14 protein-coding genes, 1 tRNA gene and 1 pseudogene are annotated in these 16,635 nt (G+C 68.2%); 6 read left to right on the forward strand and 10 right to left on the reverse strand.

Annotation, left to right across the window (positions count from 1 at the left end):
- The 4 genes from ICG51_RS01555 to ICG51_RS01570 form a co-directional block, all read right to left on the reverse strand.
- A complete protein-coding gene (locus ICG51_RS01555) occupies positions 1-1,071 on the reverse strand; it encodes a class III poly(R)-hydroxyalkanoic acid synthase subunit PhaC (RefSeq protein ID WP_190281238.1) in 1,071 nt (356 codons plus the stop codon).
- Position 1,072: 1 nt separating this feature from the next.
- Complete coding sequence (locus ICG51_RS01560) at positions 1,073-2,176, reverse strand: poly(R)-hydroxyalkanoic acid synthase subunit PhaE (protein WP_190281239.1); 1,104 nt, start codon at positions 2,174-2,176, stop codon at positions 1,073-1,075.
- Between the two features lie 61 nt (positions 2,177-2,237).
- Positions 2,238-2,855: a CDP-alcohol phosphatidyltransferase family protein gene (locus ICG51_RS01565; protein WP_190281240.1), complete on the reverse strand. Its 618-nt coding sequence runs from the start codon at positions 2,853-2,855 to the stop codon at positions 2,238-2,240.
- A gap of 73 nt (positions 2,856-2,928) precedes the next feature.
- Complete coding sequence (locus ICG51_RS01570; RefSeq protein ID WP_190281241.1) at positions 2,929-4,716, reverse strand: 3-hydroxybutyrate oligomer hydrolase family protein; 1,788 nt, start codon at positions 4,714-4,716, stop codon at positions 2,929-2,931.
- Between the two features lie 109 nt (positions 4,717-4,825).
- On the opposite strand from ICG51_RS01570, the gene ICG51_RS01575 reads away from it, so the two are divergent.
- Together ICG51_RS01575 and ICG51_RS01580 are read left to right on the forward strand one after the other, a co-directional pair.
- Positions 4,826-5,635: a 3-hydroxybutyrate dehydrogenase gene (locus tag ICG51_RS01575; protein ID WP_190281242.1), complete on the forward strand. Its 810-nt coding sequence runs from the start codon at positions 4,826-4,828 to the stop codon at positions 5,633-5,635.
- A gap of 4 nt (positions 5,636-5,639) precedes the next feature.
- Positions 5,640-6,305 (forward strand): response regulator transcription factor, encoded by a 666-nt coding sequence (locus ICG51_RS01580; protein ID WP_190281243.1) that lies wholly within the window; start codon positions 5,640-5,642, stop codon positions 6,303-6,305.
- Between the two features lie 412 nt (positions 6,306-6,717).
- Here ICG51_RS01580 and ICG51_RS01585 read toward each other — a convergent pair whose 3' ends face one another.
- From ICG51_RS01585 to ICG51_RS01595, 3 genes are all read right to left on the reverse strand, one after another.
- Positions 6,718-7,764, reverse strand: a complete 1,047-nt coding sequence (locus ICG51_RS01585) for an NAD(P)-dependent alcohol dehydrogenase (RefSeq protein WP_190281244.1) — start codon at positions 7,762-7,764, stop codon at positions 6,718-6,720.
- An 89-nt stretch (positions 7,765-7,853) separates the two neighbouring features.
- Entirely contained in the window at positions 7,854-8,342 is a 489-nt protein-coding gene (locus ICG51_RS01590) for an 8-oxo-dGTP diphosphatase (protein ID WP_190281245.1), read from the reverse strand.
- 59 nt (positions 8,343-8,401) lie between these two features.
- Positions 8,402-9,493 (reverse strand): hypothetical protein, encoded by a 1,092-nt coding sequence (locus ICG51_RS01595; RefSeq protein WP_190281246.1) that lies wholly within the window; start codon positions 9,491-9,493, stop codon positions 8,402-8,404.
- Positions 9,494-9,620: 127 nt separating this feature from the next.
- Here ICG51_RS01595 and ICG51_RS01600 point away from each other — a divergent pair.
- Positions 9,621-9,710, forward strand: a tRNA-Ser gene (locus tag ICG51_RS01600).
- 210 nt (positions 9,711-9,920) lie between these two features.
- Here ICG51_RS01600 and ICG51_RS01605 read toward each other — a convergent pair.
- Positions 9,921-10,838: pseudogene (locus ICG51_RS01605) on the reverse strand (LysR family transcriptional regulator); the annotation flags it as partial.
- Between the two features lie 115 nt (positions 10,839-10,953).
- On the opposite strand from ICG51_RS01605, the gene ICG51_RS01610 reads away from it, so the two are divergent.
- On the forward strand, positions 10,954-11,538 hold the full coding sequence (locus tag ICG51_RS01610; protein WP_190281248.1) for an NAD(P)H-dependent oxidoreductase: 585 nt from the start codon (positions 10,954-10,956) through the stop codon (positions 11,536-11,538).
- A gap of 67 nt (positions 11,539-11,605) precedes the next feature.
- Here ICG51_RS01610 and serS read toward each other — a convergent pair whose 3' ends face one another.
- Entirely contained in the window at positions 11,606-12,931 is a 1,326-nt protein-coding gene (serS, locus tag ICG51_RS01615; RefSeq protein ID WP_190281249.1) for a serine--tRNA ligase, read from the reverse strand.
- 90 nt (positions 12,932-13,021) lie between these two features.
- Here serS and ICG51_RS01620 point away from each other — a divergent pair, with 90 nt between their 5' ends.
- Complete coding sequence (locus tag ICG51_RS01620) at positions 13,022-13,678, forward strand: energy transducer TonB (protein WP_190281250.1); 657 nt, start codon at positions 13,022-13,024, stop codon at positions 13,676-13,678.
- A 57-nt stretch (positions 13,679-13,735) separates the two neighbouring features.
- On the opposite strand, the gene ICG51_RS01625 is transcribed toward ICG51_RS01620, so the two are convergent.
- The gene (locus ICG51_RS01625) at positions 13,736-15,142 is read right to left on the reverse strand and encodes a class II fumarate hydratase (protein ID WP_190281251.1); all 1,407 of its coding nucleotides are present in this window, start codon (positions 15,140-15,142) and stop codon (positions 13,736-13,738) included.
- Positions 15,143-15,261: 119 nt separating this feature from the next.
- On the opposite strand from ICG51_RS01625, the gene purB reads away from it, so the two are divergent.
- On the forward strand, positions 15,262-16,626 hold the full coding sequence (gene purB / locus ICG51_RS01630; RefSeq protein WP_190281252.1) for an adenylosuccinate lyase: 1,365 nt from the start codon (positions 15,262-15,264) through the stop codon (positions 16,624-16,626).
- Positions 16,627-16,635 lie beyond the last annotated feature (9 nt).

Below are 16,635 nucleotides of genomic sequence, written 5' to 3' on the forward strand. Positions count from 1 at the left end.
TCAGCGCGACCGCTTCGCCAGCCAGTCGTGGATGGTCTGCGGCACTTCCTTCTGCGCCCGGCCGGACACGTAGATGCCGATGTGGCCGCCCTTGAACGACAGCTCGGTGTAGTCCTCGCTGCCGCACAGCCCGCGCAGCGCGCGCGAGGCATCCGGCGGCACCAGGTGGTCCTGCTCGGCGTAGATGTTGAGAATCGGCATTTCCAGCAGCCCGAGGTGCACCTCGCGCCCGCCCACCTTCGCGCCGCCGGTGACGAAGCGGTTCTCCTGGAAGAACTGCTTGCTGAACTCGCGGAACGCCTCGCCGGCCTGGTCGGGTGAATCGAAGATCCACTTTTCCATGCGCAGGAAGTCTTCCATCGCCTGCCTGTCGTCGAGGATGTCGACCATGCCCACGTATTTCTGCGCGAACAGCCGCCAGGGCTTCAGCATCAGGTAGGTGAAGTTCATCATGTCGGCCGGCACGTTGCCGAGCGTGTCGACCAGCAGGTCCACGTCGATCTCGCGGTTCCAGTTCGACAGCATGTTGTCGCTGGTGTGGAAGTCCACCGGCGTCACCATGGTGATCAGGTTCTTGACTTTCTCCGGATGCAGCGAGGCGTAGCACAGCGAGAACGCACCGCCTTGGCAGATGCCCAGCAGGTTGATCGACGGCAGGCCATGGGCGTCGCGCAGGTAGTCCACGGCGCCGCCGATGAAACGCTCGATGTAATCCTCCAGGGTGAGGAAGCGGTCGGAGCGGTCCGGGTAGCCCCAGTCGAGGATGTAGACGTCCTCGCCACGCGCCAGCAGGCCCTTGACCAGCGAGCGGTCGGCCTGCAGGTCGACCATGTACGGACGATTGACCAGCGCATAGGCGATCAGGATCGGCACCCGCGCGGTGGGCGCATGCTCGCCCTTGAAGCGGTACAGCACCACCTTGCCGTCGCGCCAGACCTCCTCGCGCGGGGTGACCCCGAAATCTACGTCGCCCATTTCGCGCAGCGTTTCCACGCTGGCGGAAAGCTTGCGCTGAAACCGGCCGGTTTCCTCGGCCAGCGACTCCAGAGTGATGTTCAGCGGCCCGATCATCTCAACGCCTCCTGGCGGCGGGCTTGCCCGCGCGCGCGTTCACCCCGGCCGCACTGTCCTTCGCGGCCGGCTTCACGATCTTCCCTGCCATTTTCGTCGCAACTCTCCTGGCCGCACCCGCTGCCGGCGCTTTCTTCGCCGGCGCATTGGCCGATGCAGCCTTGGCCGCGGGCGGCTTCTTGGCCCCGGGCGTCCGCTTCGACGGCGCCTTGCGCGGTTCCACGTCGCCGGCAGCCGCCGGCACGGGCGCGCGCTGCATGCGCCGCAGCTGGCGCTCCAGCTCGGCGATCTTGCGGTGGGCGCTGTCCAGCTCGCCGCGCTCCGGCCAGCCGTAGGTGCTGGCCACCTGCTCGCCAATGGCCTGTGCGGCGGCGCGCTGGCGCATCTGCGCGTTCACCAGCGCACCGAACGCGTGGCGGTATTCCTGCGACAGCGCCAACTCCGCCCAGGCCTCCTCCGCAGCCTCCACCCACAGATCGAACAGCGCACGCACGCTGGAGATCTGCCGACCGGGCTCCTCGTGGCTGGCCAGCTTGGATTCGAAGCGCGAAAACGCGTCGCGCGACGCCTTCGCCATCAGCCTGCCGTAATCCTGCTGCGCCTCCTGCCAGCGCAACTGCGCCAGCGCCAGCGCCTGCAACCGCTCCTGGTGCTCGCGGGCGAAGCCGAATGCCGGCATCCGCATCGCCGCTGCGGTCTCCGCGCGCAGGCCGTGGAGCGACGGCATGCCCGCCTCTCCCCACTGCGCGATGGTTTCCAGCCCCGGCCCGCGCATGCTTTCCATCAGCCCTGCGAACGGGTGGGTGCCGGCAAACGCCTCGCGCCAAGCGCCGGCAACGTCGCCCGCGCTGTGGTCGCGGCCGCTGAACCGCGACGCCACCTGCTGCATCTGCGCATACCAGTCGCTGCTCTGCCGGTTGAAGTGCTCCATCGCGGGGCCAAGCCCACCCTGCCCGCCGGCCTTGCGCCCCCACGCCTCCAACATGTCGTTCAGCCCGGGCACGCCCACAGCGGCGGGCTGTGGCGCGCTCCCGCGCAGCGCCTGCCCCCACAAGTCCAGATATTGGCGCGTCAGCGCCGCGAAATCATTGGATGCGTCCGCCATGTCCCCTCCGTCCATGCAGCGATGCTAGCAACGCCGCGGTGACACCGCCATTGCAGGAACCTCAGGGTTTGGGGATGCGCAGCGTCTTGCTGATCATCAGCGCGCCGGACAACGCGAACACCAGCGCCAGCGGATGCAGCTGCCAAGGGCCCAGCCGGACCACGCCCAGCCACAGGTCGGCACCGATGTCGCCGCGCCAGGCCGCCCACGCCAGCATGCCAACGATGACCACGCTGGTCGGGATCGGCGTGCCTTCGAAGTACTTCACCTTGTCGCCCCCATCCGCCAGGGTCTCCGCGGTGACGTTGTAGCGCGCCAGCCGGCTCACCCCGCAGCCGACGAAGCCGCTCAGGATCAGCCAGTCCCAGCCGCCCTGCAGGCCGCAGGCATAGCCCAGCGCCGCCGGGGCGACGCCGAAGCTGATCACGTCGGCAAGCGAATCCAGCTCGCGCCCCAACGTCGAAGACACCTTGCGCCAGCGGGCGATGCGCCCGTCCAACGCGTCGAACACGAACGCCAGCGGGATCAGCGCCATGCCGATGAGCAGGTCGCGCACCACGCCGTCCTGCAGGAACCGCATCGCCGCGAAGATCGCGCCGGTTCCGCAGAAGGCATTGGCCAGGGTGAACCAGTCGGCGAGGTGGAACTCCCGCAACATCGAGAAATGGCGCTGCTTCATCGGCTGCTCCGGTTGGCCTGTAGGCAGAGCCTAACCCACCGCGCGCGTGGCCTGCGTGGAGTCGGCCGCGCGGTCAGCGCGGCATCGCAAGGTGTTCCGGCGCCAGCGGCTTGCCCATCCGCGGCACCGTGGCCACCACCGCATCGGCCGGCAGCGCGGCCTTGCCGTCCAGGTACGCATCGATGCGGTCCAGCGCCTCGTACACGTACGGCAGCAGCGGCAGGTAGGCCGCCGCCATATGCGGCAGCGCCAGGAAACCGTCGAAATGCTGGGCGTTGCGCACCTGCCAGTAGCGCACGTCCCGCCCGGCCGCCTTGGCCATCGCCACGTACGGCGCGCTGGAGAACGCCTGCGGCACCAGCCCGTCGTCGGTGCCATGGACGACAACCACCGGCAGGCCGGTGCGTGGCGCGCTGGCGCGGGTCCGGGCGATGCCGTCGCGCACGCGCTGCGCATCCGCGCCGTCGTCCGTCCACAGCGCGCGCAGGCACTGCAGGCCGGTCAGGCCCAGATCGGCGAGCGGCTGTGGATCGACGATGCCCACGCCGGCGCCCGGCGGAATGCCGCTGCCGTCGGCCCACCACGCAGCTCGCTCGGCATCGGTCACCGCGCGCGGCTGCATATCCGCACCCAGCGCCGCATAGCGATACCCGCAGGGATGGGCGTCATGCGCGTAGCGGCCATAGGCGGAGGCATAGCCCACCGCCACCGCGCGCCATAGGTCGAAGCCCACGCTGATCGCACCCGCCCGCAGCGCCGCATCGGTCCAGCCGGCCGCGCGCAGCTTCGCCAGCGCGTCCTTCTGCAACGCGTCCGCGCTGGCGCCGGACAGCAGGCCGCGCGCGGACAGCGCCGCGCACTTCGCATCCAGTCCCGGCATCGCCGGAATGCCCAGCTGCGGCAGCGCGCACGGCATCAGCAGCGCGGCTTCGGTGGTGTAGTCGTACAGGCTGCGCGCACCCGCGCCTTCGGCCAGCACGTTGGGTTCGCCGGCCACCACCGCGTCCAGCCACGGCTCGCCGTCTTCCGCCGCGCGCAGCACTGCGCCGCCGCCGTTGGAGATGCCCACCGCGATGACGCGGGTGTTTTCAAAGGTGAACGGCGCCTGCTGCGGCAGCTGCGCATCCAGCGTGGCCAGCGCGAACTGCGCGGCCTGCTTGACGTGGCGACCCCAGTCGGCCTCCGGGTTGTCCTGTGAATGCGCGTGCTTGAACGCCACGCCGCTGCCACCGGCCGGTTGCGGAACAAATGCCAACGCCGCATCCGCAGAGGCCAGCGTACCGTCGGCGGCCACGCCCTGCCCCGCATCGAGATCGAAATAGTCGGTGCCCGCGCCCTTGTCGGTATAGGCCACTGCGCAGCCGCGCGGCAGCCCCCACGCACCGGCTACCGCGATGGCGCCATAGATGCCGCGCGACCCCGATGACGCGGCCACCACTACGCAGCGCTTGCCGGCATCGAAGGCGTCCGGCAGCTGCACCAGCACGCGATGCGGCTGGGTCGCCCCGGCGAGCTTGGCGAACGCGCTGAACTCGCGGCCCGGCACGGCGGCGACGCTGCCGTAAAGACTGCCGTAACCACCGCCGGGCGAAAGATCCGCGATCCCGCGCCAGTTGCTCCACAGCGCGCGTTTGCGCAGCTCGGCCGGGGCCGGACGCGCGGCGTCGGCGAAGCCTGGCGGCAGCATGGACTGCAGGCCGGCAAGCCCCAGCCCGCCGGTAAGCAGGTCGTCCTGCCCGCGATGTTCGGTGGCACGCGGCTGGCTGAACATGGCGGCGGTTTCCTTCGCGGCGGGCAGGCTGGCGCAGCCGGCCATCAGGGCGACGGTCGCGGCGAGGGCGCAATGGCGGAGTGTGTTCATGCTGCGACCATAGCTGCTGCCGCGGCGCGTCGCATCGTACTTTCGTACCAGCAGGCGGCGTCGCGTTCCTGCTAGCGTATGCGCCTCTCCTCCGTTGCAGAGCCGCACCATGAGCGACACCTTCCTGCTGGGCCGCACCGCGCTGGTGACCGGCAGCACGTCCGGCATCGGGCTGGCCATCGCCAAGGGGCTTGCGGCCGCCGGCGCGAAGGTGGCGATCAATGGCCTGGGCTCGCCCGAGCAGATCGCTTCCGCGATCGCCGAGGTGGATGCCGCGGGCGATGGCGGGACCCGGCACTTCGGCGCCGACCTGCGCGACCCCGCCGCCATCGAAGCAATGATGGCCGATCTTGCCGGCTGGTCGAACGGCGGCATCGACATTCTGGTCAACAACGCCGGCATCCAGCACGCGGTGCCGCTGCACGAGATGCCGGTGGGAAAGTGGAACGACATCATCGCCATCAACCTGTCCTCGGCCTTCCACACCATGCGCCTGGCGATGCCGGCAATGGCCGGCCGCGGCTACGGTCGCGTAGTGAACATTGCCTCGGTGCACGGGCTCGTAGCCTCGAAGGACAAGGCCCCGTACGTGGCCAGCAAGTTCGGCATCGTCGGCCTGAGCAAGGTCGCGGCGCTGGAATACGCCGCGCAGGGCAACCGTGACTCCGGCGGTGTCACCGTCAACTGTATCTGCCCGGGCTGGGTGGAAACCCCGCTGATCGAGCCGCAGATCGAGGCGCGCATGCAGGGCGGCAGCTGCGACGACGGCGTGCGCGCGCTGCTGGCGGAAAAGCAGCCCAGCCTGCGCATGACCCTGCCCGCCGAAATCGCTGCGCTGGCGGTGTTCCTGTGCCGGCGCGAGGCCCACAACATCACCGGTACCGCGATGCCGGTGGACGGGGGCTGGACGGCGCAGTAACGCCATGGCCTCCCTGCTGATCGCCGACGACCACCCGCTGTTCCGCGCCGCGTTGCGGCAGGCCGCGCGCGACGCGCTGGGCGACGTACAGCTGTTCGAAGCCGGGACGCTGGACCAGGTGCTGGCGCTGCTGGATGCGCAGCCGCAGGTCGACCTGGTGCTGCTGGACCTGCACATGCCGGGCAACCACGGGCTGGCCGGTCTGGCGGCGATCCGCGCGCAGTTCCCGGGCGTGGCGGTGATCGTGGTTTCGGCCAACGACGACCCGCGGGTGGTGCGCCGCGCGCTGGACCACGGCGCCGCCGGCTACCTGCCCAAGAGCGCCGGCCTCGACGAACTGCGCGACGCCATCCGCAGTGTGCTGGCCTGCGAGACCTGGCTGCCGCCGGCGCTGCGCGCAAGCGTGGCGCGGGCGCAGAGTGCGCCGCAGGATGCGGATCTTGCCGCGCGCCTGGCCAGCCTGTCGCCACAGCAGTTCCGGGTGCTGGCGCTGGTCGCCGAGGGCCTGCTCAACAAGCAGATCGCCGACCGCCTGGACGTGCAGGAGCGGACGGTGAAGGCGCACCTGACCGCCATCTTCGAGCGCCTCGGCGTGCGCAACCGCACCCAGGCCAGCGTGGTGCTGCGCGAGCTGGAGCTGTCGGATCCCGCGCGGCAGATCGAGGCCTGACCCGCACCACGGGAGGGAACCGCATGGCTATTTTTTAGCCAACGCCATTGACAGCCGCACCCCGCCTCGCGCTCGGACGGTTATCCACACCGTTATACGATTTCCATCCACAGCGGCTGTGGACAACGCACTTGCCGGAACGCGCCGGCAACCGGAAAAACTCTGGCGAATTTTTCACCACGCCTGTTGACAGCCGCGCCACGCCTGTCGCGCAGGTGGTTATCCACACTCTTATACGAGTTCCATCCACAAGCGCTGTGGACAACCGCCACCGCGCGGGCCGTCGCAACGGGAACGGGGTGGCGAAATATTCGCCACCCCGTTGGAAGCATTGGCACGGCTTGCGATCAGCCGCTTATCCACATCGTTATGCGACCACCGATCCACAGCGATTGTGGACAACCGTCGCGACTCACATCGTCGCCGCGTCGATCACGAAGCGGTACTTGACGTCGCTCCTGAGCATCCGCTCGTAGGCCGCGTCGATGTCCTGCGCGCGCACCATCTCGATGTCGGCGACGATGCCGTGCTTGGCGCAGAAGTCCAGCATCTCCTGGGTCTCGGCAATACCGCCGATCAGCGAGCCAGCGATCGCCCGGCGCTTGAAGATCAGGTTGCCGATGTTCGGCGAGGGGTGCGCATGCTCCGGCACGCCCACCAGGCACAGGGTGCCGTCACGCTTGAGCAGCGCGGAGAACGCATCGAGATCGTGGCTGGCCGCCACGGTATCCAGGATGAAATCGAAGCTGTTGCGCTGCGCCTTCATCTGCGCGGCATCGCGCGAGATCACCACTTCGTCGGCACCGAGGCCGTGTGCTTCGGCGCGCTTGGATTCGCTGGTGGTGAACGCCACCACCCGCGCGCCCATCGCGTGCGCGATCTTGATGCCCATGTGGCCCAGCCCGCCGATGCCGACGATGCCGACCTTCTTGCCGGGCCCGACGTTCCAGTGCCGCAGCGGGGAATAGGTGGTGATGCCGGCGCACAGCAGCGGCGCCACTGCCGCCAACTGCTCCTTCGGGTGGTGCACGCGCAACACGAAATCCTGGTCGACCACGATGCGCTGCGAATAACCGCCCAGCGTATGGCCCGGCGCGTCCGCGGTGGGGCCGTTGTAGGTGCCGACCATGCCCTGCTCGCAGTACTGCTCCAGCCCTTCGCCGCAGGCGGCGCAATGCTGGCAGCTGCCCACCATGCAGCCCACGCCGACGGTATCGCCCACCTTGAAGCCGGAGACTTCGGCGCCAACCGCGCTGACATGGCCGACGATCTCGTGCCCGGGCACGCAGGGATACAGCGTGCCCGCCCATTCGGCGCGCACGGTATGCAGGTCGGAATGGCAGATGCCGCAATAGGCGATTTCGATCTGCACGTCGCGCGGCCCCGGCGCGCGACGCTCGATGTCCATGGCGACGATGGGTTTGTCGGCGGCGTGGGCGCCCCAGGCTTTGATGGTCATGACGGCTTCCTGTCGGGGGGAAACGCCAGATTCTGCACCCGTCGCGGCCGCGCGGGGAGTGCCCGGCCGGGATGCAGCGTTGCGCCCGTTCAGACCCGGGAATAGCGCCAGGACAACATGCGCCCGCCGCTGTAGGGCATCACCCCATGGAACGCCCGCGGATCGTCGTCGAACACCAGTGGCAGGAAGTGGCGGTCGCCCTCCCACAGCGGCAGCTCCAGGAGGCGCTCGCGTGCCACCCACTCCAGCGCACCTTCCGGGTTGCGCTCCAGCGGCGCGCCTTCGAACGCATCCACCACGAACACGAAACCCAGCCAGTCCTCGCCATGCTTGCCGAAGCCCGGCCAGCTGATCGTGCCGCGCAGGCGCAGCGACGTGCACTCGATCCCAGCCTCCTCGCGGATCTCGCGGCGCATGCCGGCCAGCACGTCTTCATCCGGCTCGATTTTCCCGCCCAGGCCGTTGTACTTGCCGAGGTGGTGATCGCCGGGCCGTGCGTTGCGATGGATCATCAGCACGCTGCCGCCATCGGGCGACAGCACGTAACCGAGGGTGGCGACGATGGGGGTGTAGGGCATGGGGTAGTGTCCTTGCGGGTCAGGGCAGCCGGACATCGGTTCGGCAAAGTCATTTGCCTTTATCTCATCTGCCCGCCCGCTCTCTGCCCATGTCCTCCGGTAAATGCTTGTCTCAGCCAGTCATAACGGAACGGCTCGAACACCAGCAACTGTTCGATGACCTTTGCCCTCTCCTCCTGTGGCATCTGCGTCAAGATCGAGCGGATCTCCGAATCGACATGCTTGGGGGGCGCACCACGCTCTTCGGCCTTTTGATACCACTCATGCCCCAGGGCAATTTCCCGTTGCTCCATGTGGATCGCACCCAACAAGGTGCAGGGACGAAAATCGTCAGGAAGCAATGTGTGCGCATCTTCCGCCAGGCGCAAGGCTACCTCGCGTCGGTTGAGGTCGCGCAGAGCACCTCCGTGCGTCGTGCGTACCGCCGACTTGAGTTTCGGCGAATGCTGACGCCGCTCCGGAATGTTGGCCAGCAAATCGTGAGCTTCCTGCGACGCACCGCATTTCCGCAAATGCCCGCTTGCCGTCACCGCCTTCCAGACGTTTGCGGTGGTGTGGTACTCGGCCAAGGCCGCATCCGCCTCGATGCGATGATACGCGCGCAACACCTGTTCCGTCCGATGTTCACGCCCCTCAGTCGCAAGCCAGACCATCTCCGTTTCCGCAACACGGCCGCGGTTGTCCAGCCGGGTCAGGATGGCCATCAACCGCTGGAAGTGGTCCTGCTCGACATAGCCCGGAATGCCGTATTTTTCACGCAGCGCTTGGTTTCTCCTCCGGGCGATGCAACGCGGGTCGCTCTCGCGGCGCAGCCTGTCCGCTTCGATGGCTTGTTGATGGGCTTGCATCTCCGCATTCCGCGCGTCCGCCCTTGCGGTCGCCTCCGCCCGCGCTTGCTCCGCGGCCCCGCGTCGGGCCTCTTGCTCGGCTTGTGCGGCCTTGGCGAAGTCAGCATCGGCCATACCGCCTTTCGCATAGCTGCTCAAGGCATGTAGTCCGCGCGAGGCCAAGAACGCTTGCGTGGTTTCCGACGCCGGTCGACCCGCCTCGAGCAATTGCAGGATGTTGGCAAGTCTGGTTCCTGGCACGTTGGCCGCCGGCACGTCCTCCACCCGATATCGCTCCGCGCGTTGTCTCACCGAATCCTGCATCAGCAATTCCTCTTTGGCCCACCAAGCATGTGGCTACCCCAGAAGCTATCCGAATCGGCAGATTGATTGGGAACCCGGTGCAATCAGGCATCGGCGATGCCCATGGCATGCGACAATGACGACCGAGGGAAGCGTGGCCGAGTGGTTTAAGGCAGCGGTCTTGAAAACCGCCGATGGGTCAAACCATCCGTGAGTTCGAATCTCACCGCTTCCGCCAAATCGCATTGCATTCCGCAAAGCGGGATCGTGAGTTCGGCGAATCGGCAGGACTGCCGATTTGGACAACCGAAGGCTGCCCCACGCACAGCGTGGGGTGAGGCCCAGCGACGGGCCGAATCCATCTCACCGCTTCCGCCCCCCTCTACGCCGCCTTGGCCTTACCGCCGGCCTTGGCCTTGGCCTTTGCCTTCAGGCATTCCGGGTCGCTGCATTCCAGCCGCGCCTCTTCCAGCATCTTCGGCAGCTTCTGGGCGAGGAAGTCGATGAATACCCGCACCGCCGGCAGCATGCCGCGGCGCGAGGCGAACACGGCATGCGCGATGCCCTGCGGCAGCCGCCAGTCCGGCAGCACCACTTCCAGCGCACCGCTGCGCACCGCGTCGGCGCAGATGGTTTCCGGCAGCAACGTGATGCCCACCCCGCCTTCCGCCATCGCCTGCATCATCGGGAAATCGAAGCCGGTGACCCGCGGCTGCAGCTCGATGCGGCGCACCTCGCCATTGGGGCCGTGCAGCTCCCAGCGCTGGCGGGCCTCGTCTTCGCTCACGCTCAGGGTGACGTGGTCGGCCAGCTCTTCCGGCACGCGCGGGCGGCCGGCGCGGTCCAGGTATTTGGGGCTGGCGACCAGCAGTTCCTGGATCTGGCCGAAGCTGCGCATCACCAGGCTGCCGTCCTCGTCCAGCTTGCTGCGCACGCGGATGGCGACGTCCACGCCCTCGTTGATGACATCGACGCGCCGGTTGCTGACGGTCAGCTGCACCCGCACCTTCGGATACAGCGCCATGAATTCCGGCAGCAGCTTGGGCATCTGCTGCTGCGCCATCGACACCGGCACGCTGACCCGCACGCTGCCGCGCGGCTCGGCGCTGAGCCGGTCCACCGCCTCGCGCGCGGCCTGCGCCTCGGCCAGCATCGACTGTGCGTGGCGATGCACGCTGGTGCCGACGTCGGTGACGGCGAAGCGCCGCGTGGAACGCTGCAGCAGGCGCACGCCCAGCTCCGCCTCCAGCGCGCTGATGCGCCGGCTCAGGCGCGACTTGGGAATGCCCAGCGCGCGTTCGGCAGCGGCGAATCCACCGTGGTCGACCACCGCGGCGAAGTAGTAGAGATCGTTGAGATCCTGCATTGGGGCAATTCCAAATATGGAACGTAAAGTAGTATTTGACTTACTTTATCCCAAAAAAGCAACAATCTACATTGATCCCATCGCGGCTGCGCCGCACCTACCGGGATCGCCCACCATGAAACTGCTGCATCTGGACTCCAGCATCCTCGCCGAAAACTCCGCCAGCCGCGAACTCTCCGCTGCCATCGTGGCCCGCTGGCAACGCGAGGTCCCAGGCATCGAGGTCCTCCACCGCGACCTTGCCGGCAGCCACGCCCTGCCCCATCTCGACGGCGCCAGCCTGGCCAAGGCGGACGCCGTGCAGGCGGCCCGTGCACAGCGCGCGCTGGATGAGTTCCTGGCCGCCGACGTGGTGGTCATCGGCGCGCCAATGTACAACTTCGGCATCCCCAGCCAACTCAAGGCATGGATCGACCGGGTGGCGGTGGCCGGGCAGACCTTCCGCTACACCGAAGCCGGCCCGGTGGGGCTGGCCGGCGGCAAGAAGGTGATCGTGGCCGGGACCTACGGCGGGCTGTACCCGGTGGAGGAAGGGCGAAATTTCATCGAGCCCTACCTGCGCCAGGTGTTCGGCTTCTTCGGCATCGACGACATCAGCTTCATCACGGCCGAGGGCCTGGCCATCTCGCCCGCAATGCGCAGCGAAGCCATGGCCGCCGCCCATGCGCGGATCGACGAGGCGCTGCCGCTGGCGGCTTGACGGCGCCCCGCGATGCAAACGCGAACGGGCCCTCCCGGACCCGTTCGCTTTGCATCGGTGGCGGCGATCAACCGATCCGTTCTGCCCCGCCCATGTACGGGCGCAGCACTTCAGGAACGTCGATGCTGCCGTCGGCGTTCTGGTAGTTCTCCATCACCGCGATCAGCGCGCGGCCGACGGCCACGCCGGAGCCGTTCAGCGTGTGCACCAGCTCGGGCTTGCCGGTGGCCGGGTTGCGCCAGCGCGCCTGCATGCGGCGGGCCTGGAAATCGCCGCAGTTGGAGCAGGAGGAAATCTCGCGGTAGGTGTCCTGCGACGGCAGCCAGACTTCCAGGTCATACGTCTTGGTGGCGCCGAAGCCCATGTCGCCGGTGCACAGCAAAACCTTGCGGTACGGCAGGCCCAGTTTTTCCAGCACGGTTTCGGCGCAGCGCGTCATGCGCAGGTGCTCGGCATCGGACTCTTCGGGTTTCGCGATGCTGACCAGTTCGACCTTCTCGAACTGGTGCTGGCGGATCATCCCGCGCACGTCGCGGCCGCCGCTGCCGGCTTCGGAGCGGAAGCACATCGAATGCGCGGTCATCCGCAACGGCAGGCGTTCGGCGTCGAGGATCTCGTCGCGCACGATGTTGGTCAGCGGCACTTCGCTGGTGGGAATCAGGTAGCGCCTGTGCTCGCCCAGCTGGGTGGAGAACAGGTCCTCCTCGAACTTCGGCAGCTGCCCGGTGCCGCGCATCGATTCGGCGTTGACGATCACCGGCACGTTGGTTTCCTCGTAGCCGTGCTCGCCGGTGTGCAGGTCCAGCATGAACTGCGCCAGCGCGCGGTGCAGGCGGGCCAGCTGGCCGCGCAGCACGGTGAAGCGGGAGCCGGAGAGCTTGGCCGCGGTCTCGCCGTCCAGCCAGCCATTGCGCGCGCCCAGCTCCACGTGGTCCTTGACCGCAAAATCGAAGCTGCGCGGGGTGCCCCAGCGGTGCTGCTCGACGTTGTCGGCCTCGCCACCGCCCAGCGGCACGCTGGCATCGGGCAGGTTGGGGATCGCGCCGGCAATCGCCTCGATCTCGCCGCGGATCCGCTCCAGCTCGATTTCGGACGCCTTCAGCTCCTCGCCGAAACCGGCCACCTCCTTTTTTAACTGCTCCGCAATTCCTTCGTAATGGCCGACATCTAGCCCGTCCTCTGCGGCCTCTTTATTAGCCAGCATCATGTTACGACCGATATCCTTTGACTTAGAGTTGCGCAGGCTCTGCAGCTCCTGCGTGCGCACCTGGATGCGCTTGCGGTCGGCTTCCAGCGCTTCGATGCGGACGACGTCGAGTTCGAAGCCACGCGTGGCGCGCAGGCGCTCGGCAAGGTCGGCGGGATTGGAGCGCAGCAGGGCGGGATCGAGCATGGGAGCTTCGCGGTGCGAGGGTGAACGCACATTATCGCCGAGCGCGCGCGTGATGACAGCGAGGCACGGGCGCTGTGCAAGAATGCGGCCATGTCCGCGCCCGACCCGCAGCTCCCGCAGCGCCAACCGCTGCTGCCGTCCAGGCTGGTGATTCGCCTGGCCATCGCCTTCGGCGTCGGCCTGCTGCTGTTCCTGCTGGTCTGGCTGAATTCGCGCCGAGACTATGACTTCTACAAGGCCGACGGCACCGAGGCGGCTGCCGGCCAGTCCGACACGCTGCCAGTGCCGTTGCCACCGGACGTGGCCGGCAGCGACGGCGGCGACGCCACCGCCAGCGGCCTGCGCACGGTCGCCAGGGGCAGCGCCACAGAACAGTCATCCACTCCGGGCAGCGACCAGCCGCGGATCATCGAGGCCCCGGTCCGTCCCGCGCCGCCGCGCGTGGCGCCGGCCGCTCCCGCGCCCGGCGATCGCGCCCAGCCGCAGCCACTGTCCACGCCCGCCCCGCGTTATCCGCCGGAAGCCTTGCGCATGGGCGCCGGCGGCACCGTGCGGATCACCGTCACCGTGGCCGCTGATGGCAGCGTGGAACGGCAGGCGCTGGTCGACAGCAGCGGCAACCGCCATCTCGACCGCGCCGCACTGGAGGCGGTGCGCCGTTGGCGCTTCCAGCCGGCCACCCGCAATGGGCAACCGGTGGCAGCCGAGGTATCGGTACCGATCGTGTTCAACCCGGACGGCAACTAGCGCCGGGCAAGGCATGGGTCGCGCGCAACACCCGTCCGCGGGGCGCGTTCGCCCCGGTCATCCCGCCTCGCTCTTGATCCCGCCCTTCGTCAGCGCCGCCGGGTCCAGCAGCTTGCGCAGCTGCTTTTCGCTCAGGTCGCTGTCTTCCAGCGCCACCTCCAGCACCGGGCGCCGCTCGGCATAGGCACGCTTGGCGATCTTCGCGGCCTTCTCGTAGCCGATCACCGGATTGAGCGCGGTGACGAGGATGGGGTTGCGGTCCAGCGCCTGCGCCACCACGTCGCGGCGGATCTTCAGGGTGGCGATGGCGTTGTCGGCCAGCTCGCGCATGGCATTCGCCAGCAGGCCGATCGCCTCGTCCAGGTTGCCGGCCAGCAGCGGCAGCATCACGTTGAGCTGGAAGTTGCCGCTCTGCCCGGCCACGGTATTGGCCTGGTGCAGCCCGATCACCTGCGCGCAGACCATGCACAGCGCCTCGGGGATCACGGGATTCACCTTGCCCGGCATGATCGAACTGCCGGGCTGCAGCGCCTGCAGCTCGATCTCGCCCAGCCCTGCCAGCGGGCCGGAGTTCATCCAGCGCAGGTCGTTGCCGATCTTCATGAGCGCCACCGCCAGTGCGCTCAGCTGACCGGACAGCTCCACCAGGTCGTCCTGCGCGGCCAAGCCTTCGAAGGTGTTGGGGTTCTGACTGAAACCCAGACCGGTGGCGGCGTTGAGCGCCTTTGCCACCGCTTTGCCGAACTTTGGATGGGCGTTGATGCCGGTGCCGATGGCGGTACCGCCGATCGGCAGCCGCGCCACCCGCTTCAGGCTGTCCTCGATCCGCGCCTGCGCCGACGCCAGCTGCGCCTCCCAGGCGCCGAACTCCTGCGCGAAAGTCAGCGGCATCGCATCCATCAGGTGGGTGCGCCCGGTCTTCACCACCGCACCGATCGCCTTGGCCTGGGCGTCGATGGTGTTGCGCAGATGCTCCAGCTGCGGCAGCAGCGCGGCTTCGGTTTCGCGGACCGCCATCACCCGCAGCGCGGTGGGGATGGTGTCGTTGCTGCTCTGGCCTAGGTTGACGTGGTCGTTCGGATGGACCGACAGGCCGGTGGCCTTGCCAGCGAGGTGCGCGATCACCTCGTTGGCGTTCATGTTGGAGGACGTGCCGGATCCGGTCTGGTAGCGGTCGATCGGGAACTGGTCGGCATGGGCGCCACCGGCCACGGCGGTGGCGGCCTCGACGATGGCGTCGGCGCGCTTGCCATCCAGCAGCCCCAGGTGCCCGTTGACCAGCGCCGCCGAGGCCTTCACCAGCGCCAGCGCGCGGATGAATGCCGCCGGCATCGGCCGTCCGGAGATGTGGAAATTGTCCACCGCGCGCTGGGTCTGCGCCCCCCACAGCGCATCTGCGGGCACCTGCAGCTTGCCCATGCTGTCGTGTTCGCTACGGAATCCCTTGCGCTTGCTGCTGGCCATGTCGCCCTGCCGTTCATTGACGTGTAGGGCGGGAGCTTGCGCCGGGCGGGCGCACTTCCACAAGGCAGCGGCACGGCCTCCGCTCTACAATATCGGCCCCGTTGCCAGCCGCTGCCCCCATGTCCGACGCCCTGACCGCCCTGTCCCCGCTCGATGGCCGCTACGCCGGCAAGGTCGATGCGCTGCGCCCGATCTTTTCCGAATACGGGCTGATCCGCGCCCGGGTGAAGGTGGAAGTCGAATGGCTGCTGGCGCTGGCTGAGGCCCCGGGGATCCCCGAACTGGCCCCGTTCTCCGCGGCCGCCGCCGGTCGGCTGCGTGCGCTGGCCGATGGTTTCAGCGTCGAGCACGCGGCGCGGGTCAAGGCCATCGAAGCCACCACCAACCACGACGTCAAGGCGGTGGAATACTTCATCAAGGAGCAGCTGAAGGACGACGCCGAGCTCGGCCCGGCGCTGGAATTCGTGCACTTCGCCTGCACCAGCGAGGACATCAACAACCTGTCCTACGCACTGATGCTGAGCCAGGCGCGGCAGGACGTGCTGCTGCCGAAGCTGGACGCACTGATCCAGAAGCTGCGCGCGATGGCGCACGAGCACGCGGCGCTGCCGATGCTCTCGCGCACCCACGGCCAGACCGCCTCCCCCACCACCGTCGGCAAGGAACTGGCCAACGTGGTGGCGCGCCTGCAGCGCCAGGGCGAAGTGCTGGCCGGCCTGCCGATGCCGGGCAAGATCAATGGCGCGGTGGGCAACTACAACGCCCACGTGGCCGCCTACCCGGACGTGGACTGGCCGGCGTTCTCGCGCCGCTTCGTCGAGTCGCTGGATCTCGACTGGCAGCCCTACACCACCCAGATCGAGCCGCACGACGGCGTGGCCGAACTGTGCGACGCGGCCAAGCGCATCGACACCATCGCCATTGATCTCTGCCGCGACATCTGGGGCTACATCTCGCAGGGCTATTTCAAGCAGGCGGTCAAGGCCGGCGAAGTGGGCAGCAGCACCATGCCGCACAAGGTCAACCCGATCGACTTCGAGAACGCGGAAGGCAACTTCGGCATCGCCAGCGCGCTGTTCGAACACTTCGCGATCAAGCTGCCGATCAGCCGCTGGCAGCGCGACCTCACCGACTCCACCGTGCTGCGCGCGCTGGGTACCGCCTTCGGCCACATGCTGATCGGCTTCGACGCTTTGCAGCGCGGCCTCAACAAGCTCAGCGTCAACCCGGAGCGACTGGCCGCCGACCTCGATGCCAGCTGGGAAGTGCTGGCCGAAGCCGTGCAGACGGTGATGCGCCGCCACGGCCTGCCGAACCCCTACGAGCAGCTCAAGGCGCTGACCCGCGGCCACGGCATCACCGCCGACTCCATGCGCGCCTTCGTTGAATCGCTGGACCTGCCCGCAGCCGACAAGCAGCGCCTGCTGGACATGACCCCGGGCAGCTACACCGGCCTGGCGGAGCGGCTGGCGCGGGAGGCCTGAGGTGCCGTA

The organism is Thermomonas sp. XSG (assembly GCF_014678725.1).
Classification (GTDB): Bacteria; Pseudomonadota; Gammaproteobacteria; order Xanthomonadales; family Xanthomonadaceae; genus Thermomonas.